This is a genomic window from Rhizobium sp. P1_B8 (assembly GCF_056406515.1).
In genome coordinates this window covers 255,269-281,070 of record NZ_JBFTZZ010000004.1, presented here as the reverse complement: position 1 = coordinate 281,070, position 25,802 = coordinate 255,269, and the positions used below count along the sequence as shown (strand labels likewise).

General features: G+C 60.5%; 26 protein-coding genes. 1 reads left to right on the top strand and 25 read right to left on the bottom strand.

The genetic code is table 11. From position 1 onward, the window contains the following. The first annotated feature begins 42 nt into the window (after window positions 1-42). Entirely contained in the window at window positions 43-1,068 is a 1,026-nt protein-coding gene (locus tag AC1D2N_RS08255; protein WP_028734005.1) for a LacI family DNA-binding transcriptional regulator, read from the top strand. Window positions 1,069-1,084: 16 nt separating this feature from the next. On the opposite strand, the gene folD is transcribed toward AC1D2N_RS08255, so the two are convergent. The 25 genes from folD to AC1D2N_RS08130 all read right to left on the bottom strand — a co-directional run bounded on the left by folD (window position 1,085) and on the right by AC1D2N_RS08130 (window position 25,550). Beyond that, a complete protein-coding gene (gene folD / locus AC1D2N_RS08250; protein WP_018244838.1) occupies window positions 1,085-1,984 on the bottom strand; it encodes a bifunctional methylenetetrahydrofolate dehydrogenase/methenyltetrahydrofolate cyclohydrolase FolD in 900 nt (299 codons plus the stop codon). A 120-nt stretch (window positions 1,985-2,104) separates the two neighbouring features. Next, window positions 2,105-3,874 carry a GumC domain-containing protein gene (locus tag AC1D2N_RS08245; protein ID WP_130651738.1) on the bottom strand — a complete coding sequence of 590 codons (1,770 nt, stop codon included), beginning with the start codon at window positions 3,872-3,874 and terminating at the stop codon, window positions 2,105-2,107. A 221-nt stretch (window positions 3,875-4,095) separates the two neighbouring features. Continuing rightward, the gene (locus AC1D2N_RS08240) at window positions 4,096-4,935 is read right to left on the bottom strand and encodes a WecB/TagA/CpsF family glycosyltransferase (RefSeq protein WP_028734007.1); all 840 of its coding nucleotides are present in this window, start codon (window positions 4,933-4,935) and stop codon (window positions 4,096-4,098) included. Window positions 4,936-5,225: 290 nt separating this feature from the next. Further along, on the bottom strand, window positions 5,226-5,765 hold the full coding sequence (locus AC1D2N_RS08235) for a hypothetical protein (protein ID WP_130651737.1): 540 nt from the start codon (window positions 5,763-5,765) through the stop codon (window positions 5,226-5,228). Continuing rightward, window positions 5,765-6,130: a hypothetical protein gene (locus tag AC1D2N_RS08230; RefSeq protein WP_003556590.1), complete on the bottom strand. Its 366-nt coding sequence runs from the start codon at window positions 6,128-6,130 to the stop codon at window positions 5,765-5,767. The genes AC1D2N_RS08235 and AC1D2N_RS08230 overlap by 1 nt, the downstream gene beginning before the upstream one ends. 124 nt (window positions 6,131-6,254) lie before the next feature. Continuing rightward, a complete protein-coding gene (locus AC1D2N_RS08225) occupies window positions 6,255-6,818 on the bottom strand; it encodes a rod-binding protein (RefSeq protein ID WP_018244835.1) in 564 nt (187 codons plus the stop codon). A gap of 32 nt (window positions 6,819-6,850) precedes the next feature. Continuing rightward, window positions 6,851-7,264: a hypothetical protein gene (locus AC1D2N_RS08220; protein WP_028734008.1), complete on the bottom strand. Its 414-nt coding sequence runs from the start codon at window positions 7,262-7,264 to the stop codon at window positions 6,851-6,853. A gap of 7 nt (window positions 7,265-7,271) precedes the next feature. Further along, a complete protein-coding gene (gene fliR / locus AC1D2N_RS08215) occupies window positions 7,272-8,024 on the bottom strand; it encodes a flagellar biosynthetic protein FliR (protein WP_018244833.1) in 753 nt (250 codons plus the stop codon). After that, the gene (gene flhA / locus AC1D2N_RS08210; protein WP_018445802.1) at window positions 8,021-10,108 is read right to left on the bottom strand and encodes a flagellar biosynthesis protein FlhA; all 2,088 of its coding nucleotides are present in this window, start codon (window positions 10,106-10,108) and stop codon (window positions 8,021-8,023) included. The genes fliR and flhA overlap by 4 nt, the downstream gene beginning before the upstream one ends. Before the next feature lie 150 nt (window positions 10,109-10,258). Continuing rightward, window positions 10,259-10,525, bottom strand: a complete 267-nt coding sequence (gene fliQ, locus AC1D2N_RS08205) for a flagellar biosynthesis protein FliQ (RefSeq protein ID WP_017967052.1) — start codon at window positions 10,523-10,525, stop codon at window positions 10,259-10,261. A 105-nt stretch (window positions 10,526-10,630) separates the two neighbouring features. Further along, window positions 10,631-11,059 carry a flagellar hook assembly protein FlgD gene (gene flgD / locus AC1D2N_RS08200; RefSeq protein ID WP_018244831.1) on the bottom strand — a complete coding sequence of 143 codons (429 nt, stop codon included), beginning with the start codon at window positions 11,057-11,059 and terminating at the stop codon, window positions 10,631-10,633. Beyond that, entirely contained in the window at window positions 11,050-11,499 is a 450-nt protein-coding gene (gene flbT / locus AC1D2N_RS08195; RefSeq protein WP_018244830.1) for a flagellar biosynthesis repressor FlbT, read from the bottom strand. Before flbT ends, flgD begins: the two co-directional genes overlap by 10 nt. Beyond that, on the bottom strand, window positions 11,496-11,843 hold the full coding sequence (gene flaF / locus AC1D2N_RS08190; protein WP_003545562.1) for a flagellar biosynthesis regulator FlaF: 348 nt from the start codon (window positions 11,841-11,843) through the stop codon (window positions 11,496-11,498). Before flaF ends, flbT begins: the two co-directional genes overlap by 4 nt. Window positions 11,844-11,877: 34 nt before the next feature. Next, a complete protein-coding gene (locus tag AC1D2N_RS08185; protein ID WP_018244829.1) occupies window positions 11,878-12,924 on the bottom strand; it encodes a flagellar hook-associated family protein in 1,047 nt (348 codons plus the stop codon). A gap of 3 nt (window positions 12,925-12,927) precedes the next feature. Next, window positions 12,928-14,415 carry a flagellar hook-associated protein FlgK gene (gene flgK / locus AC1D2N_RS08180; protein ID WP_130651736.1) on the bottom strand — a complete coding sequence of 496 codons (1,488 nt, stop codon included), beginning with the start codon at window positions 14,413-14,415 and terminating at the stop codon, window positions 12,928-12,930. 19 nt (window positions 14,416-14,434) lie between these two features. Then, entirely contained in the window at window positions 14,435-15,739 is a 1,305-nt protein-coding gene (locus AC1D2N_RS08175; protein WP_130651735.1) for a flagellar hook protein FlgE, read from the bottom strand. Window positions 15,740-15,865: 126 nt separating this feature from the next. After that, a complete protein-coding gene (rem, locus tag AC1D2N_RS08170; protein WP_003545558.1) occupies window positions 15,866-16,537 on the bottom strand; it encodes a transcriptional activator Rem in 672 nt (223 codons plus the stop codon). Window positions 16,538-16,817: 280 nt separating this feature from the next. After that, window positions 16,818-17,375 (bottom strand): transglycosylase SLT domain-containing protein, encoded by a 558-nt coding sequence (locus AC1D2N_RS08165; protein WP_112905974.1) that lies wholly within the window; start codon window positions 17,373-17,375, stop codon window positions 16,818-16,820. Beyond that, the gene (gene fliK / locus AC1D2N_RS08160) at window positions 17,323-18,765 is read right to left on the bottom strand and encodes a flagellar hook-length control protein FliK (RefSeq protein ID WP_130651734.1); all 1,443 of its coding nucleotides are present in this window, start codon (window positions 18,763-18,765) and stop codon (window positions 17,323-17,325) included. Before fliK ends, AC1D2N_RS08165 begins: the two co-directional genes overlap by 53 nt. After that, complete coding sequence (motC, locus tag AC1D2N_RS08155) at window positions 18,762-20,057, bottom strand: chemotaxis protein MotC (RefSeq protein ID WP_112905972.1); 1,296 nt, start codon at window positions 20,055-20,057, stop codon at window positions 18,762-18,764. The genes fliK and motC overlap by 4 nt, the downstream gene beginning before the upstream one ends. Window positions 20,058-20,061: 4 nt before the next feature. Next, window positions 20,062-21,390, bottom strand: a complete 1,329-nt coding sequence (locus AC1D2N_RS08150) for a MotB family protein (protein ID WP_130651733.1) — start codon at window positions 21,388-21,390, stop codon at window positions 20,062-20,064. Further along, window positions 21,387-22,016 (bottom strand): hypothetical protein, encoded by a 630-nt coding sequence (locus tag AC1D2N_RS08145; protein ID WP_112905970.1) that lies wholly within the window; start codon window positions 22,014-22,016, stop codon window positions 21,387-21,389. Before AC1D2N_RS08145 ends, AC1D2N_RS08150 begins: the two co-directional genes overlap by 4 nt. Window positions 22,017-22,219: 203 nt before the next feature. Next, the gene (locus AC1D2N_RS08140; protein WP_018244821.1) at window positions 22,220-23,182 is read right to left on the bottom strand and encodes a flagellin N-terminal helical domain-containing protein; all 963 of its coding nucleotides are present in this window, start codon (window positions 23,180-23,182) and stop codon (window positions 22,220-22,222) included. Between the two features lie 300 nt (window positions 23,183-23,482). Next, a complete protein-coding gene (locus AC1D2N_RS08135) occupies window positions 23,483-24,394 on the bottom strand; it encodes a flagellin N-terminal helical domain-containing protein (protein WP_018244820.1) in 912 nt (303 codons plus the stop codon). A gap of 247 nt (window positions 24,395-24,641) precedes the next feature. Then, window positions 24,642-25,550 carry a flagellin N-terminal helical domain-containing protein gene (locus AC1D2N_RS08130; protein ID WP_018244819.1) on the bottom strand — a complete coding sequence of 303 codons (909 nt, stop codon included), beginning with the start codon at window positions 25,548-25,550 and terminating at the stop codon, window positions 24,642-24,644. Window positions 25,551-25,802: the final 252 nt, after the last annotated feature.

Genomic DNA, 25,802 nt, shown 5'->3' with positions numbered 1-25,802 from the left:
TTTCAGGACGGCGGACGGGCGGGCCGGGAGGAAGCATAGCAGGTGAATCTCAAGCAGCTATCGGAATTGCTGGGGCTGTCGCAGACGACGGTGAGCCGAGCGCTGAACGGCTATCCCGAGGTCAACGAGGCGACCCGGGAGCGTGTGCTCCAGGCTGTCAAGGAAACCGGGTACCGCCCCAACAAGGCGGCGCAGCGGCTTGCGACAGGCAAGGCAGGCTCGATCGGCCTCGTCATGCCGACGGCGCCCGGCCACCAGTCCGACGTGCATTTCGGTGAATTCCTGGCCGGGCTCGGCGAAGAGGCCGTACGCCACGATTTCCACTTCGTGATCATGCCGGCCGACCCGGATGACGAAGTGGCGGCGCTGAGGCGCCTTGCCATCAGCGGCAATGTCGATGCCCTGTTTGTCGCCTATATGCGCGGCCACGACCCACGGCTCGCCATGCTGAAATCGCTCTCCATGCCCTATGTCGTGCACGGCCGCTCCTTCGGTTCGGAGCCGGACTATCCCTATCTCGACATCGACAATGAAGGGGCCTTCTACGATGCGACGCGGCTCTTGCTGCAACTCGGCCATACGCGCTTTGCGCTGATGAACGGACCTATGCATCTCGATTTCGCCATCCGCAGGAAGAACGGCGTCATATCAGCCCTTGCCGAGCGCGGGCTTGCGCTCGATGAGAGTTGCATGAGCCACGCGCTGATGACGGACGAGCAAGGCCTGCTGGCGATGGAACACTTTCTGCAGTTGCCGGAGCGGCCGACGGCGATCCTCTGCTCCAGCACGGTCCTGGCGCTCGGTGCGATCCGCGCGGTCAACCAGGCCGGATTGCGGCTCGGTGAGGATATCTCGCTGATCGCCCATGACGACGTGCTGCCGCTGCTGAAACCGGAAAGCTTTTCCGTGCCGCTGACGACGACGCGATCGTCATTGCGGGCGGCCGGCGTTCGCATCGCGCAGCGGCTGATCGGTACGGTCAAGCAGGCCGGCCCCTTCCCCGACCAGGAGCTCTGGAAGACCGAGCTGATCGTCAGGGCCTCGACCGGTCCTGTTCCCCGGGCCTAGAGCCTTTCTGGTCTAATCAAAACTGCGGTGGTGTCTGCCCTGCGGTGCGATGGGCGGCGATGACCGTGTTCGCCATCAGCATGGCAATGGTCATCGGCCCGACGCCGCCGGGAACCGGGGTGATGGTGCTGGCGACCGCTGAGACCTCCTCGAAGGCGACGTCGCCGACGAGCCGGGTCTTGCCCTCGCCTCTTTCGGGGGCTGGCACCCGATTGATGCCGACGTCGATGACCGTCGCACCTGATTTGACCCAATCGGCCCTGACCATCTCCGGCCGGCCGACGGCGGCCACCAGGATATCGGCGTTGCGGCAGACCTCGGCGAGATTCTTGGTTCTGGAATGAGCGATCGTCACGGTCGCATTGGCGTTGAGCAGCAATTGCGCCATCGGCTTGCCGAACAGGTTGGAGCGGCCGATGACGACGGCGTTGAGGCCGGACAGATCCTCGCCATGGGTGCGGCGGACGAAAACCATGGCGCCGGCCGGCGTGCAGGAGACCAGTCCGGTCTTCAGGTCGCCGGTTGCGAGCTTGCCGGCATTGACGACACTCAGGCCATCGACATCCTTTTCCGGCAGGATCGACTGGATGATCGCCTCACTGTCGAGCGGCTTCGGCAGGGGCAGTTGCACCAGGATGCCGTGGATCGACGGATCGGCATTGAGGGTGGCGACGAGGGCTGCCAGCTCCTCCTGCTTCGTCTCGGCCGGCAGCGTGTGCTGGACGGATTTGAAGCCGCATTCCTTGGCCATGCGGCTCTTGGAACCGACATAGGCGTGGCTTGCCGGATCGTCGCCGACGATGACGACCGCAAGGCCGGTGGTGACGCCGCTGCTCTTTTCCAGCGCTGCCGTCGCACTCTTGACCGTCTGAATGACCGATGCTGCTACGTTCTTGCCGTCGATTACTGTCGTCACACGTCTCTCCGCCCTGTTTCGCGTCAATCTATGGATAGTTGACGAGCGTCAAATGCCCGCTAACGCCCTATCCTGTCGGAAAGCGGCAACGCAATATCAAAAATGCAAGGAAATGTTCGTTCAACGCAGCGGCTGCCGCGCGTCGAGCGCATGAACACGAAGCCGGTCGCGCAGGCCGGAGATTTCGGAGCGCAGCACCTCCATCTCGTCGACCTGGGCGGGGTCCTCCGCGAACGTCGGCGGCAGTGGGGTCTGCGGCGGGGATACCGGCATTTTCTCCCTTGCAGGATCGGCGACCGGCTGACGCAGGCGCAGCAGGAAAGCCGCGGCAAGACCGACCGCAAGACCCGCGGCCGCGCCCATCAGCGAGCGACCGATGCGGCCATCCGTTGCCGATACCGCCGTCGCCAGTGCCGGCTTCAGGAGAACGATACGACCGTCGGCGGCCGCTCCCACCGCTGCGGACGTCGCCTCTTCCAAGCGCGAGCGCGCGGCATTGGCTTTTTCGCGCAGCTCGGTCAGACGTGACAAATCGACGCCGGTGTCCCGGCTCTGGGCGATCAGCGTGTTGCGGCGGTCATTCAGACCCTTGCGCGCATCGACGGCGGCCTTGGCGGCGAGGTTGGCGGTCTGGGCAAGACGGGCAAGCTCCTTGCCCATATTCTCCTTCAGACCATCAGTTTCGGCCTGCTGCTGCAAGAGGCGCGGATGGCGCGGGCCAAGCTCGGCCGAAAGCTGCGCAAGCGCCGTTTTGGCGACGGCATATTTGTCGCGCCAGTCCTGCAGCGCCGGCGATAGCATATCGGAGGGCAACGAACCGTCGAGCACCTCGGCAAGTTTTGCGGCCTTCAGCCGGTCGGTCTGCGCCTTGGCGGCAAGAATATTCTGGTCGGCCGCTTTCAGATCGGCATCGAGCTGGTCGATCTGGCGGCGAAGATCAATCGCCACCTTGACGTTGCCCTCGCCGCTCTTTGCCGTGAAAGCGGCAAGCTCCGCCTTCGCCTCGTCATAGGTTTTACGCAAGGCGGCATCGGTTTCGGCGTTGCCGCCAGGGCCGTCTGCTGCGGAAACCGCTTCGGCAAGCCTGGTGGCGATGCGCATCGATTTGCCGCTGTCGCCGGTCGTCACCCTGACGAGGATCGTGCCTGTCGCGGCATCGGGCAGTATCTCGACCGCATGCTTCAGCGTCGCCTCGGCGCGCGAGGCCGGATCGGCAGCAGCACCGGTGGCCGAGAGGAGATCGAGCGCGACGCCGAGCGCATTGGCGCTGGCGCCGGCAAATTCGGGATCATGATCGAGTTTCAGGGCGGCGACCGTCGAAGCAACCGTACGCGCCGACAGCAGCCCTTTCGCAGCAGCCTGGGTGAAAGCAGCACGGCTTGCCGCATCCGCCTTCACGGAAAGCGTCGTTTCGGCGCGATAGAGGGCCGGTGAAGCCGGCATCAGCGCCGGCAGGCCCGCACCGACGATCGTCGCAGCCGCGACCATCGTCGCAAGACCGATGCCGCCGACACGGCGGCGCGGCACCGGCCGGGGCTCGGCGGGTTCTTCACGGATCGCGGCCAGCGGTTCCTGTGAGACCATCGGCTCGTCGGCCGGAACGCTCAGCTCTTCATCGCCCGCCGGCTCCTGAAGAAGCGGATGGCCGACGTCGTTGGCGGCCCGGAGGCTGTTGCCGAGGATGGTTTCGATGCGGTCGACCAGCGGTGCGGTGCGCGCCGCCCTGGCGCGCTGCTCCTCCAGCACCCGGCCGATGGCGCGCAGCAATTCGGCCTCGGGCGGCGCAATATCAGGCCGGCTCGACCTGGGCACCCCGAAGGAACCCTCATGGGGGCGCTGCCCTGCGGCTGCGCGATCCTGGAAGCTGTTTCTGGCCCTGATATCGTACATTTGCGCCACATCTCATGCACATGATGGCCGAGTTCGCTCATCCGCACGGACGCAGATGATTAAGCCACTCTAAATAATCATGGCAAAGAAATGGTTAACCGCAGCGGGTAAGAACTAAGCATAGTCCCTTAAATCGGAAACGATTTGAGGACAAAACTATGCGGCAATTTAAAGTGCTGCAGCGTCCTTTGCGCGTCTCAAAAGACGCGTGGCGCTGTGGGTCAGCTCGCCTTCTTGCGATCCGACTGCGGCTGCAGCGCGCTGCCGTGGTCTTCCGGATAGCTGAGGATCCTTTCGCGCCGGCGGAAGCGATAGCGCAGGACATGGAAGAGGAAGACCGGGATGCCGATAACATAACGGCGCCAGAGGCGCGCCGGCTCCTGCAGCAGGCGATAGGCCCATTCCAGGCGCATCATCCGCACCGTCCTCGGCGCGCGTGGGACGGCGCCTGAGACGAAGTCGAAGAGAGCGCCCACCGTCAACACCAGACGCGCATGATCGGTGCGAATATGATCGTGAACCCACTTCTCCTGCAGCGGCGTCCCCATGCCGACGATCAGGATATCGACCTTCTGGCGCTCGAGCTCCTCGATGACATCAGTGGGATCGACCTTGTCGAAGTAACCGTCGGAAACGACGACGAATTCGTGCCAGGGCGTGTGCCTGCGGAAATTTTCCGCCGCCGCCTCGACGACCGAACGCTTGCCGCCGATGAGGCCGATGCGGCGCGGGGCCTCCATGAAAGTCAGGAAGGCCGGCACGAAATCGGTGCCGTTGAGATTGGCCGGAAACGGCGAACCATGGGCGATCTGCGATGCGATGTTGAGGCCGATGCCATCCGGCAGCACCAGATTGTGCGACATGATCCGGTAATATTCGTCGTCGCGCAGCGTGGTCAGCATGTTGTGGGCGTTGACGAAACAAACCACGGTCTGGCCGACGGGAATGGAGGCCAGCTCGTTGATGAAAACGAGGGCGTCGTCCCAGCCGAGATCGCAGACCGGCAGATCGAAGATCGTCCGCCGCGATGCGAGCACCGCGAAGTTTGCAATCAGATTCATTCCTACCTCCTGCCGAGGGTGCTGCATGCGCCCGACATCCCGGAAAACAAGCCCATATTTCCGCACCGGAGGTCTCGAAAGGACCGGTCGCGTCCCGCCGGGACGCGTCGCTCCGATCCCGGATAAGCGGCGCATGCCAAGCTGTGACACCTGATATAACAGGACGGCTTCAAACAACCCTTAGGAAAATTCCTTGAATTTCCATGCTCGTATAAGTGGTTTATTAACCACGTGCGCCAACGACAAACGGCGCCCTCAGGCGCCGTTTGTCGTCAATGATATGATGGTCCTTAGTGGGCCGCTGGCGCCGGTGCTTCGCCGGCCGGTGCGGTCTCGACGATCTTGACGGGCGTGCCGACCTTCTTTGGCTGACCGGCGGAGCTTTCCTTGACCTCTTCCTTGGAGAGATAGTCGAGCTGCTCCAGCATCACTTCGGCGATGTATTCGCCACCCAAACGCTCGTTCATGCCCTTCTTGATCTCCTCGCGGAAGGCGTTCGGATCGAAGGATTTGATGTGGGCGATATCGACCATCTTGTTGCCGACGAGCAGGCTGAAAAGCTCGTCCGTCGTCATCTCGCTCAGCGGCAATGTCACGCCTTTCAGCATGTCCTTGTTCATCATGAACGAAACGCGGCCGAGGAAGTAACCGGTGATCGCACCGTTACCGATGATCGGTACCGTGATCGTTTCGCCCTTCACCAGTTCGAGCGCGCTCTGCTTGGAATCCGTTGCCGCCGGCGCCGGCGCGGTCGCCAGGTACACCGAGAAATAGACCGATGCCAAGGTGATGGCGCAAACCCAGACACCGGTGAGGACGAGCTTGATCATCAGTTTCCACGCGCGGCGAATTGTTCCTGGGAATAGGTGCCGTCGGCATCGGCGTCCTGAACTGCGTTCTTCAGGAGGTCGGCCACGGCGCGAACCGCTTCGAGATGCGCCTCGACGCGACGGGCATTGAGAACCAGCTTCTTCTTCAGGCCGTGCAGCTGATCGAGATGGGCAGCGGCAAGCTCGGCCGGATCGGTGTCGCGGAAAAGCATCGACAGCTCGTAGAGGCAGCGGCTCTTATGCGCATTGGAGACCTTGAGATCGAACTGCGGATCGTTGCCGATCCGGGTGTTCTCATTGTCGATGATCATTTCGAGGCGTCCGAGAACGGATTTGATCCTGTATTCGTTCGAAACTATTTCCATTGTACCCCCGGTTATGCGTCGCTTAGAGCATGATGCCGAAAAGTGTGCGCGGTTTTCGGACGACATCATGCTCTAACTATTTAATTGAGAACGAGATTCAGATTTTAGGCCAACGGGCCTAAAGTCATCCTGTTCTATCGGACTTGGCTTCGGCGGTCGGCGTGCCAAAAGTCTTGCGCTGGAAGTCATCGATCATGCTGAGCGCGGTGTTGCGGTCATCGTCATCGGTCGAGGCATTGACGATCTTGCCTTCCTGCCGGCGCAACTGCTCGCTGTACATCTGCTTGGCAATGCCGATGCCGTCACCCTTGGCCATGGTGTTGCCGAGCTGTTCGGCCATCATGCCTTTCCAGATATCGCCGGTCGCGCCCTTGCCGTAGACATCTTCGCTTTCGCTCGGCAGCATGGACTTGACGAAATTCTGCAAGACCATGGCTTCGAACTTCCGGTAGCTTTCCGGAACTTCCTCGGCCTTGGTGCGGTTCTGGATGTTGGCGAGGCCGCTCTTCTGGCCGATATGGTCGAGAACGTCGACCGTATTGGAGAAGCCCTTGCCATTCTCGGCGAGACTCGTTGCGGCAAAGGCCGCACGATTTGCCTTCAACTTTTCCTGGGCCGCCTGAACCTCCATGGGGTCGGCAGCTTTGACAACGTCCAGGACCAGATCACTGGGGGGCGAAATAGCCACGTTACAATCCTCTGAATTTATGATCGTAACGACTATGGTTTTTGAAGCTTGCTGGAGGCTGGCGTTGCGAATTGCTGGTCGATGACATCGTAGACGGCGTTGTCATCGGCCTCGCGGCGCTCGGCGTCGAGGGCTTCCTGCATGCCCTCTTCAAAGCGGTCGCCCTTGGCGCGCTCGCGCGCCAGCCGCATCTCGTGGATCTGCTGCATGCCGGTCAGCTGCTGGTCCTTGATGCTGAGCCTGCCGAATCGATCGGCGTAATTCTGCGAGAAGGCGTGGTGGACGGGGTCCATCGAGCCGAGCGCGAGGATGACGTCGTCCATCGCCGTATTGACCTCGACACGCTGACGGCTTGTTTCGGCCAGGTCGTTCTCGGCCATTCTTTCGATATGCCGCTGCACCGAGAGCAGTCGCTTGAGCTTCTGGGAGCGCTTCTTTTCGATCATATCAGCCTCATCGCCCGATATAGATCGAGCCGAAGGACTGGCCGAACTGGCTGAGCAACGCCGCAATCGAGAAATAGATCAGGAACAGCCCGCCCATCAGCAGATAGGGCGTGGAAATGAAGTAGACCGGGATCTGCGGCGCCAACTTGTTGATGAAACCGATCGAGACGTTGAAGATCATGCCGTAGATCAAAAACGGGCTCGACAGCCGCAGCATGATGTAGGTGGTCTGTTCCAGCGTGTCGGTAAAGGAGATCAGCGTCGCGCGCATCTGCATCAACCCGCCGAAAGGCATGGTCGTGTAGGAATCGATCAGCGCGCGGAAGACGATGTGATGGAAATCCATGATGAAGAGAATCATGATGCCGGCAAAGGTAATGAAGCCGGAAAGGCTGGTCTCCGGCGTGTCTTCGAGGATGTCGGCCGAACCCGGTTGGGTGTAGCCGACCATCATCGCGATGATCGTCGCGGCGAACTGCATGCCGATCGTGTAGATCCTCGCCAGCATGCCGTACATCACGCCGATCAGCGATTCGCTGAAGATCAGGCCGATATAGGTTCCCGAGCTTGTGTGAACGGCCGGGTAGACAGTGTCCCAGAGCAACGGCATGACAGCGATCGAGAGCGCGCCGGCGATGAAGACGCGCAGCTGTTCGGGCACGCGCGCCGAGGAAAAACCCGGAAGAGCCAGCACACAGCCACCGATCCGGCAGAAAACCAGAAACAGCGCGAGAACGGTCCCTTGCGGGTCTGTTATCATGAAATAGAGCCCAAAATCTTTATCTCGATGCCCTTGGCCAGTTCGACATGCGACAGGACCGGGAGCGTGGCGAACAGCCGTTCGATGATCATGCGCACATAGGAGCGTGTTTCCGGCGACGTGACAAGGGCGAATGGCAGGCCGCGATCCATGAACTCACGGATAACTTTGGTGGCCTGCTCGCTGAACTCTTCCAGGCTGCGCGGATCGATGTCGAATTCGATCACCTCGCCCTTGGCATCGCGCTTCAGCGCCTGGTGGAAAGCCAGATCCCACTTGCTGCCCAGCCGCAGCACACGCAGCACGCCGTTGTCGGCGAGGTCGCCGCAGAGCTGCTGGGCCATGCGGATGCGGACATGCTCGACGATCTGCTCGGTCTTCCTGACATGCGGGGCGAGCTCGGCCACCGCTTCGAGGATGAGATGCAGGTTGCGGATCGAGACGCGCTCGGCAAGCAGCAGCTTGAGCACCGCCTGCAGGCCCGAATAGGACATGTGTGACGAGCAGATCTCGTCGGCAAGCTTCTTGTATTCGGGATCGAGCCGGTCGATCAGCACCTTCACGTCCTTGTAGGACAGAAGCTGCGGCAGGTTGTTGCGGATGACCTCGCTCATATGGGTCAACACGACGGAGACGTTGTCGATCGGCTGGAAGCCCTCGCGTTTCAGATCGTCGGCGAAGTTTTCAAGGATCGAAACGGCAGGCATACCGAAAGCGGGTTCACGGATTTCGTCGCCGGGAATGCTCGGCCGGCGGCCGGCGCCGGTCACCACGAGGACTTCGCCGACGCGCAGCAGGTTGGAGGCGACCGTCGTGCCGTGGATGCGGATCTGGTAGGACTTCTCGGCGATGGCGATATCGTCGGTCACCTTGATCTCGGGTACGACGAAACCGTATTGCGTGGCGAACTTCTTGCGCATCTTGCCGACACGGAAGGCGAGCTCCTGGTGGGCGCCGAGCAGGCGCGTCGAGACCATCTTGCCGAGTGCGAGTTCGATCTCCGAGGTGCGCAGCACCGACTTGACCGAATCCTTTTCCAGCTCCTTGTTCTGGACGACCTTCTTTTCCTCCTGCTCGCGGCGAAGCTTGTTTTCAGCTTCGACCTGACGCGGGATGAACCAGGCGCCGAAGGCGAGAAGACCGCCGAGGACCACGAAGGGGACAAACGGCAGGCCCGGCATCAGGGCCAGGACGAACATCAGCACGGCCGAGACGGAAAGCGCGCGGGGATACCCGCTCAACTGGTTGACGACCGCCTGGTCGGTGGAGCCGACGGTGCCGCCGCGAGAAACGAGAAGGCCGGCGGCGAGCGAAACGATCAGGGCCGGCATCTGCGAGACGAGGCCGTCGCCGACGGAGAGCTTGACAAAGACGTCGGCCGCTTCGCCGATCGGCATGCCGTGGCGGAAGTAGCCGATGATGATGCCGCCGAAGACGTTGATGCAGGTGATGATGAGGCCGGCGACGGCATCGCCGCGCACGAACTTCGACGCACCGTCCATCGCGCCGAAGAAGGAGCTTTCTTCCTCGAGTTCCTTGCGCCGGCGCTGGGCTTCCTTTTCGTCGATGATGCCGGCTGAAAGGTCGGCGTCGATCGACATCTGCTTGCCGGGGATGGCATCCAGGGTGAAACGCGCACCGACTTCGGCGATACGCGTGGCGCCCTTGGTGATGACGATGAAGTTGATGGTGATGAGGATCAGGAAGACGATCAGACCGATGACGAAGTCGCCGGACATCACCAGGCTTGCGAAACCGGCGATGACGCCGCCCGCTGCTTCATGGCCTTCATTGCCGTGGGACAGGATGACGCGTGTTGTCGCGATGTTCAGCGCCAGCCGGGTCATCGTCGCGATCAGCAGAATGGTCGGGAAAGACGAGAAATCGAGCGGTTTCTGGATCCACAGCGAGACCATCAGGATCAGCACCGAGAAGGCGATCGAGAAGGCCAGTCCCATATCGATCAGGAACGGCGGAATCGGCAGGAAGAGAATGCAGATGATGCCGATGATGCCAAGGGCAAAACCGACATCGCGCAGGCTCGGGGCGACTTTTGGAAGGGGGAGTGCAGGTGGTTGCGCCATGACGATTCCGTCTCTTCATGAGAGGAGGCGGACATGCGGCCCGCCCAATTCGGATCGAGAGTTAAATGGCGAAGCTTGCGCGAAGGTGGCTCAGAGCGGTTCTACGCAATCCCGGACGCAAAACCGCTGCGCACTTTTGCTGGAATTGCTCTAGAAGCCGGACTGGATGCGCGAGAAGACCAGATTGGTGAAAATGGAGATCTGCGAGCCGGCGAAAGGTGCGGTGACGCCGACCGTGATCAGCACGGCGACGATCTTCGGCACGAAGGTCAGCGTCGCTTCCTGCACCTGGGTCAGCGCCTGGATCAAGGCAATGATGAGACCCACTGCCATCGCGACGATGACGGCGGGACCCGCGGCAATCAGGACGGTCCAGATCGCCGCCTGGAACAGATCCAATGCATCAGCTTCATTCATCCGAAGGCAACCTCATATCGCCTTGAAGCAGCCCCGCCGCGGCCGGACCACCATTGGTTGGTATCACTCGACGCATGGGCCGCTAAGGCGCGCGGCGCTGTCGTATCAGGTATCGCTGCTGGGAGCCTTGTCGGCAACAGTGATTCCCGCCTGCACCAGTATATTACCGCCAGCCGTGGTCGTCGCTATGATTCCGTCGGAATAAACCTTGACGGATTCGATGGTGCCTTTGACGGTGCCGTCGGCGCTTTCCATGTATTTGCCGACGTAGCTGCTGGCCTGTGTGAGGCTCGAGCTTGCGAGCAGGGTGTCCAGCTTGGTGTTGGTCTGGATCGTCTGTTCGACCTGCGAGAAGCTCGCCAGCTGCGACATCTGCTCGCTGGCGTCGACCGGATCCGTCGGATCCTGGTTCTTCATCTGCGCGATGAGCAGCTGAAGGAAATTGTCGTAATTCAGCGTTGCCTTCTGCTGGGCCGAGCTCGTCGAGTTCGAAGTGCCCGTCGTGCTCACGCTCGATGTGGCATCTACCGCCATGGTGCAATCTCCCTGCGAATCTGCTCGACCATTGTCGGCGGCATTTCGTGGTTGTTGAGGATACTGTCTTCAATCGTGTAGAGGCCGCGGATCGCCTTGAGCGCATCGAAGGCGCGGCCCGTCGAGACGAGCGCATCAATGCGCTTCAGTTCGGCGAGGATCTCCTCATTCTTGAAGCAGGAGAGCAGCATGGTGATCGACTTGCGGAACATCGCCGTCGAGTGGTCCTTGCCCTCAGGGTTGATGAGGATCATCTGCGCAATGAAATAGAGCTGACGCAGGGGCGTGGTGGCGCCCTCCGGCTGAAGGACGTGGTTTTCGAGAAGGAACGTCACATCATTCAGGAATTCCAGCGCGACCTTGCGGTCGACGCGCAGGACGGCGCCGTTGATGAAGATTCTTTCTCCGGCTTTCAGAGAAATGCGAAGTGTACTTTTCATTTAAGTCCATCCCTGATGATGGTGGTAACGTCGATGATGCCCTGGTAGTTATTGGACTGACGTTTTCTGATCCTGTCACATTCCTTCAATATCCAGATCGCGATCGAGATGAGGTTGGCCCTGAGCTCGATCTCCAGCTGGTTGTCGGGATGTTTCAGATCCTCGATGAAGCTGATCCACACCCGGCGTGTATAAAACAGGGCTTCAATGGCTTCGCGGCCGTATTTTTCCTTTTCGCGCGCCAACGACAGCAGGTCTATGGACCGGTCAAGAACCTGCCATTCCCGCTCTTTCGCGTCGGCCACCGAGTCCTGCATGACTTCGGCATATGAGAACTGATACATTCATGCATCCTTCTTTATTGCGCGCCTTTGCTCATCAAAGGTAGTTTACAAGACTCAACTGCTGGATCTTCGAGACGATCGTGTAAGCGGTTTCAAGCTGCGTTTCCAAAGTCTTGACGAGGGTCGAGGCTTCGTAGGGATCGACACCCTGGAGATCGACCAGCTTGTTCTTGATGATGTTCGACTGGGCGTCGAGAGCGTCGTTGGACTTCTTGACGCGCTCCTGGGAAAGGCCGAGCTGGCTTGCCTGCGTTACAAGGCCGCTGGTCGCCTTCGTCGTATAGCTGATCGCCTGCTTGGACACCGTGCTCATCGCATCGCTGCTGAGGTTCTGGCCCAACAGCGCCGAGGTCATCACCGAGGCGAGCGCGAAGTAGCGCATGCCTTCGGAATTGGCGTTGGTCGAGGATTCGATCACTTCCGAGTTGCTGATGCGGCTCGTCATGTTCTGGCTCGATGCCTGCGACCAGCCGGTCGTTGGGTCGGTCCAGGCGGTCTCGCTGAACATCGGCTCTACCGTCGTGGTGATGAAGGTGCTCATTTCGGCGCCGGTGAGATCACTAACCGCCTTGCCGAGGCCCGTTGCATAAGTGTTCAACTGCGTGACGATGGCTGCGCTCGTCGCTGTCGTCTTGTCGGTCAGCGGCTGCACGTCGGTGTTAATGCCCGAGAACAGATATTCGCCGTTCACCATGGTATTGGCAGTGTCCATCATGGTGGACAGGGCGCTGGTGGCGGACTGGATGGCGACGGTGATGCTGCCGGGATCGTGGCTGCCCTGGAGCGCCGTAAGCTTCGAAACGAGGCCGTCGCCGACGTCCTTCATCTTGGAAAGGCCGAGCTGCGATGATTCCATGCGTGCATTGACGAGCGAATTGCTTGATTTGATCGAGGCTATCCTGTCGACCTCGCGGCTGAAGTCGACGCTCCTGGCGGCGTTGCCGCCGAGCGAGACACCGATATCCGCATAGACTCCCGTCGTCGCCTCCATCGTTGCCTTCGTCATCTGGTTCTGCGCCTGACGGATCGTCAACCGCATCGCGTTCTGAATGGCCGAACTTGAAATAAATGAGCTCTTCATGGCTTAACTCGCAATATCCAGCAATGACTTCAACATTTCGTCAACGGCGTTCAGGATCTTGGTCGCCGCCTTGTAGGACTGCTCTATGTCAAGGAGCAGCGTCAGCTCCTCGTCGAGGTTGACGCCGGTCTCATTGGAATACGCTTCGTCGGAGCGCGACAGCGCCGCCGAGGTGTTTTCCGCCGCCGTCGTCGCGTTGCTGCGGTACTGCTCGAGCCAGCCGAGGGAATTCGTGGCGTATTCCATGATGCTGACGTTCGAATCGATGCCGGTCGTGGCGTCGAAGCCGACCGCCGGTCCCGCTGCCGGATCGAAATCGATGTCGGAGCCCAAGGCGGTATAGAGACGATCGAGGTCCGTCGTATAGCCGCTGAGGTGGGTAGGGTTGTTGACGACGCCGTTGGCGTTGACACCGCCATCGCGCAAGCGCATCGGATCGCCGCCCTGCGAGGTGATGACGGTGCTGCTGACGCTGATGGTCGACGCCATGCCGGCAACCGCAGCGCTGCCGGTATCGACCGTGCCGCCGCTCCAGGTGAAGAGACCGGGCACATAGGCCGGCGTGCCCGACGTGCTCTGCTCCTTGAAGAGCGAGACCATGCCGCGGGCGATTTCATCGAGTTGCTTCTGGAAGTTGGGAGCGATCTCGTCGCGGACCTGGAGGAGAGACTGAAGGCTCCCCTGCCCTGTCGTCGTCGACCCGCTACCGCGCGGAAGGGCCACACCGTCGACATAGACCGAATTGCCGACAGTGGTGGCGGTATAGATGTCCTGAGACTTGAACGTCACGGTGCGCGGAACCGTCTCGAAGAGGATCGTCCCGTCAGACGTGCTCAACACCATGTCGTTATTGTCGCGCGTCGTCGCGTTGACGCCAACGATCTGCGAAATCTGCTTGAGTGCCTTCTCGCGTTCGTCGAGGGCGCCGGATGCATCCGCACCCGAAGCCGTGGCGGTCTTCACCGCGTTATTGGCCTTCTCGAAGTCACCGAGGAGCGTATTCAGCTTATCGACGTCGGTGGCGATCTGCTTGTCGGCTGTGGCGCGAACGTCCTGAACGGATTGCGAGGCATTGTTCAGCGAGTTGGCGACATCCTGAGCGGCCGTGATGGCGCCCTGAGCGGCGACAGTGCTGCCCGGCGCCGTGCGGAAGGCCTGAAGCTTCTGCTGGAAAACACCGAGATAGGTGGATGGCGACGTTTCGTAGTCGTTGCCACCCATGATCGACTTGAGGTCTTCGAGACCGCCGAGCAACGCCTGCTGGGCGCTGTCCTGAGAGGATGTCTTCAGGTACTGGCGCAGCAGGGCATCTTCCTGCGCCCGATCGATTTTGACGACCTGCGCACCGTTCAAGGACGTGGTGAGCATCGCCTGCCGGCGCACGTAATCTTTGTTGCCCGCATTCGAGATATTGTTCGATACGACACTGCTCTGCGTGCCGGTATTGTTGAATATGCTCTGCGCGGTATTAAGTGCGGATGTGAGCGACATGGCTTACCCGGTACCTTGCTTATCTCTTGAGGTTGACGAGGACGTCCATAATGTCGGACCCCGTCTGGAAGACCTTGGAATTGGCGGTATAGCTGCGTTGCGATTCGATCATCTCGGTCAATTCACCGGCGAGGTCGACGTTCGAACCTTCGAGAGCGCCTGATTTGATCGTGCCGAGGCCGTTGGTCTGCGGGAAGCCAGTGACGGTGACGCCCGACTGGCCGTTGGCGCTGTAGACGTTGCCGCTCTGGAGCGTCAGCTTGTCCGGGCTGGCGACGTTGGCGAGTGGGATACGGTAGAGCGGCTTGTTAGTGCCATCCTCGTACTTGGCGTAGACGATGCCGTCGCCATCGATCGTGACGTCCTTGACCGGGCTTGCAGCCTGGCCGTTCGGCGTACCGGTGCCGGCAAAATCGGCGCCGAGTTGGGTGAAGCCGGTAAGATCCATGTTGATCGTCTGGCCGGTCACCGGATCGACGATGTTGACGGCGCCGCCCGAGACCATCTTGCCGTTGGCGTCGAAGTTGAGCGTTCCCAAGCCGACATCGCCGCCGGCGGTTGTGTAGGGGAAGGAAGTCGTGCCGCCTACCGCCGCATCGGCGTTGCGGTAGATCGAAACCTCCCAGCTGCTGTTAACGGCGGGAGGTACCGGCGGCGGCGCTGCCGCGACCGATGTCTTGGTGAAGTAGAAGTCGTACATCACCTTGTTGCCGAGTGTGTCGTAGGCGACCATGGAGAACTTCTTGGTGTCGGCTGTCGGCGTGGCGGGGTTGGCGCTCGGCCGCGTCGCAGCGGCCGCAACGACATTGGCGCCGGAATCGAGATTGCCCTTGAATATCCCGGATGTCGAGGCGATGGCGGTCAGCCCTTCCTGGTTGACATTGACGGGAACCAGGCCATCGAAGCCGTTGACGACAACAGCAGGAGAGCCGGAGTCGTAGGAGTAGCCCATCAGCATGAAGCCGGCGGCATTGACGAGGTTACCTTCGTCGTCTTTCTGGAAGTCGCCGGCGCGGGTCAGAACCGGCGTGCCGTCTGCTCCCTGGACGATGAAGAAGCCGTCGCCCGAGATCGCAAGGTCGGTGCTCGAGGTGGTGTAGGAAATATCGCCCTGGTCGGAGACAGACTGGCGGACCGAGGATTGAACGCCGCCGGAATTGTAATTGCCGCCCGAGGAAGGCAGAACCAGCGACGAGAAGCTCGTCGACACTGACTTGTAACCGGTAGTGTTAACGTTAGCGATGTTGTCGGCGACGGTGCTGAGGCGGTTGGCCTGCGCGTTCATCCCCGATACTGCCGTCTTCATGCTGCCGAAAATGCTCATCTGAAAACCTCGTTTTACCTGTTATGCACGAGAGTATTTGTCGGGCCTTGCGTGAAGCTGTCTGTCGTGGCGAGTTGCGAGGCCAACTTTGAGGTTCAGCCGGACACCGCCGCCCGGCCGAGAAAATCAAGCCCAATCAATGCAGTAGCCGAGGAAGCGCTTGGAATCGACCGGATCGACGCCGAGCTTTTTGCGCAGCTTCTTGCGCAGCTTCGAGATATGGCTTTCGACGACATTCTCCTCGACCTCTTCATCGAAGATGCCGTAGATGGCGTTGAAGATCTGGGTCTTGGTGACCCGGCGACCGCGATTGGCGATCAAATATTCGAGGATGCGCCGCTCGCGCCGGGGAAGCGCGAAGACTTCGCCGTTGATCTCGGGGTCACGGCCATCCGAGAAGACGCGGATCCCGCCGATCTCTGTGTAATTGGTGATCGCCTTCAGCCGGCGCCGGATCGCAGCCGCCCTTGCGAGGATTTCGCGGGGGTGCACCGGTTTGCGCACCACGTCGTCGACGCCGCAGTCGAACAGCGCAAGGGTGTTTTCGAGCGAGTGCTGGTCGCTGACCGCAATCACCGGCGCCATCGACCGATCCCGGATCGCCCGGGGCAGTTCGAAGTTGCGTTGGCCCTGACCGATCAGAAAGGCCTCGACTGCAGCTATATCGGAATCGGCGGCGGTCTGTACCCACTCGCCAAATTCCGCTGGATCAAAGCCGGTGGAGGGAATGCCCTCACGACCAAACAGAGATGTGTATCCATCTTTCACGAGCTCACGCTCATCAACCACTACGATCATTCGTCCGCCTCCGAATCAGTGTGGCACTTCGATGATCTATGGGTACGAATCGCACGAATCGGCGACAACTCGTTAAAGTTAATGGCAGAAACTAATAATTGATTAAGATCTGGGTAGCGATTTGATCTATATCTAGTGGGTGCACCTGTTTATGCACACCAAAATTTCGTGGAAAAGTTAACGCTCCGTTAATTATGGCTTGCGCACAGGATTCACGCCTGATTCCTGCCACATTGTGACACAGTTTCGTCACAATACGCCTCTTCCATCTTTGGTTGAATCAATTTTGACAGAAGTTACTCGCATTGGGAGTCCACTTGCCGTAGCCCGTGGCGACCAGATTGGCGATGACGCGGCAGACATATTGCTTCTGTGCCGGATTATTGTTGGGTCCGGCATGGTATCTGGCTACCGCCATCGTCCATGTCTCGTGACGGTCATGTAGGTTGCGGAGAAATTTTGCAGCATATTCCACGTTGCGATGCGGGTCGAACATCTCCTCAGCGGAGCGGAAATTCTCGCCGTGAAAGTAATGGTTGATCTGCATGCAGCCGATGTCGATGAGCTTCGCGCCGCTGTTGCGGGCGACATCGAACTGCCTCATCGCGTCCTGCTCCGAGGGCGGAAAGATCGCTTTGCCTTCGACGTTCATGGCATAGGGATAGAGTGAGCCCTTGCGGCCGGTCTCCGTCAGGCCGACCGAATAGAGGATGCCTTCCGGGATACCGTATTTGGCCGCTGCCGACTGGATCTCGCGCTCGCAGGCGCCGGTAGAAGCGACCGCCTCAGAGGTAAACGCCGCCAGTGCCGCTGCTACCGCCAGCACGAGCGTCTTCAATACCCGTCTCGCCTGCGCCATTGAAGCCTCCGTCCGTCCGCTGTGCCGTCTGATTGTGGCGCTCGCGCGCCTCGCCGCCCTGCCCCTGCTGGGGGAGCGACTGCTGCTGAGAGGCCTGGCTGCCCGCCTGGTTGCCGGCGTCGGGACGCTCGACCGGCGCCATGCTGATGGTGACGTTTTCGACCGCGTAGCCTTGGCTGCGCAGAGCTTCGAGAATCTTGCCGTGATCCTCCTTCATTTGACGATAAGCCGCCCCGGTTTCGACCTTGAGGTCGACGTTCAGAGCGTCGCCGGACAGGCGCATGGTCGCCGTCACCAGACCGAGGTCGAGCGGGTTCATCTGGATCTTCAGCGTATTGACCACCTTGCCGGTGCTCGTCCATTCCGCTGCGTTGGAGAGCGCCGAGCTCGGCTCCATGGCGCGCGCCCATTCGGAATCGCCCGAGAGAGCAGCGGTCACGGCGGCGGAATTCGAATTCTGCATCAGGCCGATATAGCGTCGCGATTCGAGCACTGAAACGTTTTCGACATCGGCTTTCTTCGAACCATCCTTCGGTCCGGCCTGATCGGTGCCGATGTGAACATCCATCGACACGCCGCGGCCATCGGCGCGGCTGATCCTGAATGTCTTGCCATCGGCGGCTTCGGCATTCTCCGATCCAGGAACCTTGCTGTCATCCGCCTTGCCGCTCTCGATGTTGCTGCTGACCGCCGCCAGGGCGTCGGACGCATGGCCGCCCATCTTGGCGTCGATACCGTCGAGCTTCTTGTCGGCCGTTCCAGCCTCATCGACCTTGGCGGAGACGTGATGCGCGGCTGCCGCCGCCGGCAAAGTCACTGCACCATCGGCAGGTTCCTGCTTCAGCAAGCCGAGAACATCCGAAATGCCGCCGTCATCGTCATCGCTGGTCTTGTCCGTATCGGTTTCCAATGCGTCGCCCTTGGCGTGCTTGGCGCCCTTGGCGGCCGGAGCGACCTCATCTGCGGAACGGTCCTTCGGATCGAGCTTGCCCAAGGCGAGATCTGCCGGCACTTTGACCTCAGCCTTTGCGGGTTTTGCTGCGACCTTGTCGACACTGGCGATCGTTGCCGGCTGAACATCAGCCTGCGCCTTCAGCGCGGCGTCGCTAAGATCGATCAATGGCTTTGCGCTGCTGCGGCCGCGGATCGTCTGCGCCACTTTGTCGGCGCTTCCATCGGCAACCACGCCCTGATCCCCCTGCGCATCATCGGCATCGTCATTGGCGGTACCGCTGCTCGCCTTGGCCAGCGCGTCGGAGAAGCCATTCTTTTGGCCGGCGGCATCGTCTTTTCCGACCGGTCGCGCAGATTTCGCAATCGCGGCGGACTCCGCACCGGGGGCTCCGCCCGAGACGCTCATATCCATCATTGTTCGTTGCCTTCCTGCGCCAGAAGACCGTCGATCTCGTCGAGCTTGGATCGATTGGTCGTCACAAATGCGTTGAATGAGGGGTCGGTATCCTGGCTCTGGCCAGTCGATGCCACACCTCCCGGAACAGGCTCGGGAAGCGCGCCTGGCGCTTCCGATTGCGTGGCTATTGCCACAGCCTTTTCAGAAGTGATTTCTTGATGATCAGTGTTAGGGTTGGAGGCTTGCGTCAAGCTTGCCGGCTCGGGAGCGCGCAGGATCTGCTCGGCAACGGATCGCGCGGCCTCCTGCAGCGCCTGATCCCGCGGCGAAAGTGTGTTGCCGTCGATGCCGCTGACATTCTTCGCCGCCCGGTCGATATCCTCTGTGGGAAGGCCGGCCATGCCGCCATAGAAATCCGCGAGCGGACCGAAGGCATTGTCGGTGCCGCCGCCAAGCGACTGCACCCGTCCGACCGCCATGCGCGCCAGCTCCGGCTTGCCTGATATCGCGGCGGCGCGGGCGATGCGCAGATAGACCTCGCGCTGGCGCGGAGCGTCCATGAAGGACAGGATATCGATGACGTCCTGCGGTTTCACGTCGTGATCGTGGCCGACGACGAGCGTGACGAAAAGATCGGCGAACTGGCTGGCATAGGGCGAATGGAGGAAGCGTCTGACATAACGCTGCGAATAGGCCATTCCCTTGTCGAGCATGCCCTTGTCGACGCAGATGGCTACGGAGCGGCGCAACGCCGCTTCCTCGACGATCGTACCGGGTGCTGCAAGACGCGCCTGGTCGTAGAGATCCAGCGCGTCTGTCGGTTTCGTCGCGATCAGCACGTTGCCGCCGATCAGCGCAAGATAGGGGCCGATCTTCTTGTCGCGATATTCCCTGGCCGTCTCCTCCAGCGTCTTGGCGACAAGCAGCCCCTTGCCGCTCAGATATTTGCGCAGCACATCGGTGACGCGGTTGTCGAAATAGCCGTTGACGTCGTGGGCGATCAGATATTCGAGCGTCTGGGGATTGCCGCCGCTCATCGCGTAGATCAGCGCTGCGTCGACATTGCGGTCGTCGTCGAACGTCGAAGGATCGACAGTGCGCAACCGCTCGTCGATCGTGCCCAGCATGAAGCGCTGCATCTCGCCGGCCGAATGATCGCCGCTGACGACGGAATCCTGCACGAATTGCAGCGACCGCAGCATCTTGTACGGCGCGAGATCATCCGGATCCTGTGCATTGCCTGCGGCCGGCGAAAGCATCGCCAGGCCAAGGGCCACAAATCCGACGTAGCGATGCTGCCGACGCGCCATTCGACTATCCTTGATCCGCCTGCACCAGAATCTCGATCCGGCGGTTGGTCGCGTTGAACGGGTCAGACGGCAGCTTCAGCCGACGGTCGGCGAAGCCGGAAACCTGGGAGATGCGTTTCTCGTCGAGCCCCCCGCGCACAAGCATGTAGTAGGCGCTCTGGGCGCGATCCATCGAAAGCCGCCAATTCTCGTTCTGCGTGCCCTTATACTGGCGCCCGTCCGTGTGGCCGCGGATGGCGATTGCACCACCCCTCGCCTTCAGGATCGCGCCGATCTTTTCCATGGCGAGCACCATCTCCTGGCGCGGAACCGCAGAACCGATATTGAACATCGAATCGTCGGTCTGGTCGGAGATGCTGACCAGCAATCCGCCCTCGGACGCCGTCACGGTCAGACCTTCGGCGAGCTTGCCGGCGACACCGCCGATCTGCTGGGCAATCTGCGCCTGCAGTTGCTCGGCTTCCTTCTTCTGCTGCTGCTCGGTCTCGGCGGCACTCTTGTCCGCATCCTTCTGATGATCGGCGGCCTTCTGAGCGTCGGCCTTCTTGTCCTCAGGCGACTTGCCGTCCTTGGCTTCGACCGGGCCCTTGGTTTCCTTAGTTTCCTTAGTTTCCTTGATTTCCTTGGCGGCCTTCTGATCGGTGGTCAGCGGTATCGGCTGCATATCCTCGACCTTGGCGATCTCGCTTGTCTCGCTCTCGACCGCCTGCTGGTCGTCGCTCTTGCCGGGCGGCAACGTCTTGCCGGCCGTCGTGACCTCGACCTGCTTCGTCCAGAAATCCGGATCGAAGGGATCACGATAGGCCTCGCCGCCGTCGGCGCCGGTGGCCGGGCCCGAATCGGCGGCACCGCCGTCGCCCTTGGCGCTGACATTGGCCTGCTGGCCGACCTCCTGGGCGATCTCGGCAAGAACCGAATACGGATTTTCGAAGAAATCGGCCTCGGAATAATTGGTTTGGTCGCCTGATGTCGATGTCTGGTCGTCACCATCGGCCGCAGCCTTGCCGTCGTTCGGATCTTCTTCCTTCTGCTTCGACTTCTCCTGCTTCTCTTCGCCCTCGGCGTTGTCGACGGGCTTCTTCAGGCCCTTCTCGGTGGGCTTTTCGTCGGAGAGTTTGATCGGATTGAAATAGGTCGCGACCGACGCCTTGGTCTCCTCGTTGGCGGCATTGACCAGCCACATGACAAGGAAGAACGCCATCATCGCCGTCATGAAGTCGGCATAGGCAATTTTCCACGCACCGCCATGGGCGCCATCGTGATCACCGCCGCCATGTCTCTTGACGATGATGATCTCGTTCTTGCCGTGGTGGTGGTTTTCGCCTTCGCTCATTCGAGAACTTTCTTCAAGCTGGCTGCCCAGGCGGACATACGGGTGACGATGACGGATTCACCGATTTCGACGGCGAGATCGATATCGTCGGTCTCAATGTGGCGAACCGCCCCGGCATGTTCGCCGAGCTCGGCCTTCACTATGTCGAAAAGCCGGGTCGGCCCCCTGACGACGATCGCTCCGGCCGCGCCTTCGAGGATCGCGTCGCGCAGCAGGGCCGCGAGGCTTTCGGCAGCCTTGGCGGCGAGCGCGTCCGTCACAACAGGCGCGATGGCGGCGGCGGCGCCGGCGCTCACCAGCTGCGCCACCTCTTCGGCGATATCGCGGATGCGGGATGCAATGACCGCCGCCGCCTCGACTTCGTAGCGAAGCTTCAGTTCCTCGAGTTCACGCGCATGGACCTCCGCCAGCGTCCGCGCCTCGAGTTCGTATTTGTCAGTCAATTCCGCGGTCGCAGCGGCATGACCTTCCGCATAGGCTTCGCGGCGCTCTGCCTCGATATCGATCGCCGGTTCGCTCGGCATTTCGGGGAATGCGTCGCCGCCGAAATCATCCATGTCGAGGATCGGCGCTGACGATTCCGGTTCACCGAAATCCTTCAAATACCGGGAAAGCGAAATGCTCATAAAAAACCATCCAGCATTCGGGAGGCATGCAACATGCCCGCCCCCGCTCAAAGTGACCTTGCGCGCCGCCATCCCCTTCGAAACGGACAAGGGCCTGACCTTGCGCCGGCACGGATTCGGACGATGCCTTCATGCCGGAAACTAGGAAGTCAAACTTGCGCGAGGATGAATGGCGCCGCCGCCACCCGTGATCGCGCCCGCCCCTATTCCAGCAGGATCAGGATCTTGCTTGCGGCCGTGTTGAGGATCGAGATCGCTTCGACGGCCATTTGTTTCTGGGTTTCGATCGCCTTCTGCCGAATCGAAGCCTCGTCCATGTCGGTATCGACGAGCGCACCGACGCTCTTGTCGATCGAATCGGACAGATCGGCGGTATAGTCGATCTGATCATCGATGCGCGTCTTCATCACCCCGATGGACGCGGCCGTCGTCGTCAGCGAGGAGAGCAGCGAGTCGGTGACGTCAAGCATGTCGGTGAGTTGTGCATCGGTCGTGGTTTTGCCAATCGCAATTTCCGTACCTGTCGCCGGCGTGGTGGAGTTAGCGTTCAGCAAATAATAGTTCCGCGACGTCGTGCCGCTGTTATTGATCGCATTGGCATCGACCGGCTTGGTCAGCAGGCCGCCGCTGGCATTGTTCTTGTCGATGAGGATGGTCTGCGAGGATGGGAAATCGATGGTCTGGGCCTGATATTCGCCGGTCGGAGCGCGCACGAAACCAGAGATCACCTGCCATGTCGGCGGCGCAGCGGTGTCACCGTTCAACAGCCAGTTTTCACCCGCAAACGACGTCGATTCGACGACGGTCTGCAACTGCTCTTTGTATTCGCTGATCTCGGCGTTGATCTTGTCCTTGTCGGCGCCAGGCTCTCTTGCCGAAACCAGCTTGGCGCGAATCTGGCCGATGAGATCGATCGCCGAGTCCATCGCCGTGTAGGTCGCATCCACCTTGGCAGCGCCGAGGCCGAGCGCATCTCCGATCGTTCCGAGATTGGTGCTGTCCGAACGCATCACCGTCGCGACCGACCAGTAGGACGCATCGTCGGCGGCCGTCTCTATACGATATCCCGAGGACACCTGCTGTTGGGTCTGGTTGGCTTCTTTGTTGATGCTGCGCAGCACCGCAAGCGCATTCACCGCGGCCGCGCTGGTAATCTTAACGGTCATCGACAGGTCTCGGAATCGGGGTGAAAGGGCAGGCCGGATTACCGGCGGCGACTGAAGTGGCGTCATGCCTCCGGCAGAGTTTCTACCGGCGTGTCGCAAAAGCAAATCAACTCGAGGCGAAGTTAACTCGTTACCAACCTATTGGGCAAGAGCGCAGCACTGAGCCTGGCGCGGCGATCGCAATTCCGACCAAAGCATTGATATAAAAGAAAGAACCGCGCCATTTCGGGCGCGGTCCGGGAGGCTTTGCGCTTGCTGCCAGACGGTGGCGCAAGATTCGGTCCAGTTTCAGCGCCTGATTTAGCTGCGGAACAGCGTGAGGATGTTCTGAGCGCTGGAGTTGGCGATCGACAGCGACTGGATGGCCAGCTGCTGCTGCGTTTGCAGCGCCGTCAGCTTGCTCGATTCCTCTTCCATGTCGGCATCGACGAGGCGGCCGACGCCCGAGTCGATCGAGTCGCTGAGCGCGCCGACGAAGTTTTCCTGCAGCTCGATGCGAGTGGATATTGAGCCGAGCTGCGATGCAGCCTTGGTCATCGCGTCCAGGCCGGCCTCGATTGACGTCAGGGCCATGGAGATCTCAACCGAGCCGAAAGTGCTGATGTCCATCGAGTAGATCGAGCCGATCGTACCCGATGATGTGCCGAGAATGCCGGAGCTCGTCTCGATCGTGCCAGTCGAGGTCATGCCGAAGAGGACGTTGCCCGCGGAGCTCGAGTTCAGAATGTAGTCCGTCGTCTTGACGGAGACATTGCCGTTGCCATCGCGCACGAAGGTGGAAACGACGCTCTTGGTGCCGTCAGCGCCGGCAACCCAGTTTTCACCGGAGAAGGAAGCCGATTGCGCGATGCTCAGAAGCTGCTGCTGCAACTGGCTGATTTCTTCCTGAATCTTGGTCTTGTCGACGCCCTTTTCGGTCGCGGCGACGATCTTCGCCTTGATTTCGCTGATGACGTCGATGGCGCTGTCCATGGCGGAGTAAGCGGTGTCGACCTTGGCGGCGCCGAGGCCGAGAGCGTCGGAAACGGCGGAAAGTGCCTTGTTGTCCGAACGCATGGTCGTTGCGATCGACCAGTAGGCGGCATTATCGGCGGCCTTTTCGACGCGGTAACCCGACGATACGTGGTTCTGCGTCGTCTCAAGGCTGTCGTTGATTCCGCGGAGTGTCTGAAGCGCGGCCATCGCCGCGACGTTCGTCAAAATGCTGGTCATGAAATGATTGCCCCTTGTTGGCAAATGGAAAAAAGGGACATTCCGGGAAGCTACCGGGAACGGGGATCAGCCTCATGCCTGTTAACCGGTTCTTAAATTTGGTTAACTCGCCGTCTCGTTGACCGCAGAAGACAGCATTATGGTTAATCAACAGTTAACGGAAATTAAAAAAGCCGCGCTCCATTGAAGCGCGGCTCGATTCCGAGATGCCCGCCGGAGACCGGCGGGCCGATATTTCCGAGGGTTATTAGCCGCGGAACAGCGTGAGAATGGTCTGCGAAGAGGAGTTCGCAATCGACAGCGACTGGACCGCCAGCTGCTGCTGGGTCTGCAGGGCGCTGAGCTTGGAGGACTCTTCTTCCATGTTGGCGTCAACGAGACGGCCGACACCGGAGTCGATCGAGTCGCTGAGGGCGGACACGAAGTTTTCCTGCAGCTCGATGCGCTTGGAGATCGAGCCGAGCTGAGCGCCGGCGCTGGTCATGGCCTTCAGAGCCGATTCAACGTTGGTCAGAGCCGACTGGATCTGGCCGAGGGTGAAGTTGGTGATGTCCATTGCGTAGACGGAACCGGTCGCACCATTCGAAGTACCGAGGATACCCGTGGAGGTTTCGACCGAGCCGCCGCTCATACCGAACAGAACGTTGCCCGTGGAGCTGTCGTCGAGAATATAGTCGGTCATCACGACCGAAACGGCGTTGGAGCCGTCGCGGACGAACGACGAAACAACGTTCTTGGTACCGTCAGCGCCGGCAACCCAGTTTTCACCGGAGAAGGAAGCCGACTGCGCGATGCTCATCAGCTGCTGCTGCAGCTGGCTGATTTCTTCCTGGACCTTGGCCTTGTCGACGCCGTTTTCAGTCGCGGCAACCAGCTTGGCCTTGATGTCGCCGACGACATCGATGGCGCTGTCCATGGCGGAGTAAGCGGTGTCGACCTTTGCAGCGCCGAGGCCGAGAGCGTCGGAAACGGCGGAAAGTGCCTTGTTGTCCGAACGCATGGTCGTTGCGATCGACCAGTAAGCAGCGTTGTCGGAGGCCTTGCCGACGCGATAGCCGGACGAAACGTGAGCCTGGGTTTCCTGGAGACCCTGGTTGATGCCACGGAGAGTCTGGAGGGCTGCCATTGCAGCGTTATTGGTGTTGATGCTCGTCATAGTTTGCTTGCCCCTTGTTGGCAGATTTTAAGAAGGGACATTCCGGATTTCGGCCGGCCCACAGCGATCAGCATCATGCCTGTTAACCATCTCTGTTAAGGTTAACTCGCCGTTTCGATGGGCCTAGAAAACAGCAAGATGGTTAAGGAAAGCTAAACCGAGATCGGAAATTACTTAAAAATATCTGAGACTTAGAAGGATTTTCATTAACCTTATATTAAAACATTTCGCGGCCGGGGATGACCCGGCCGC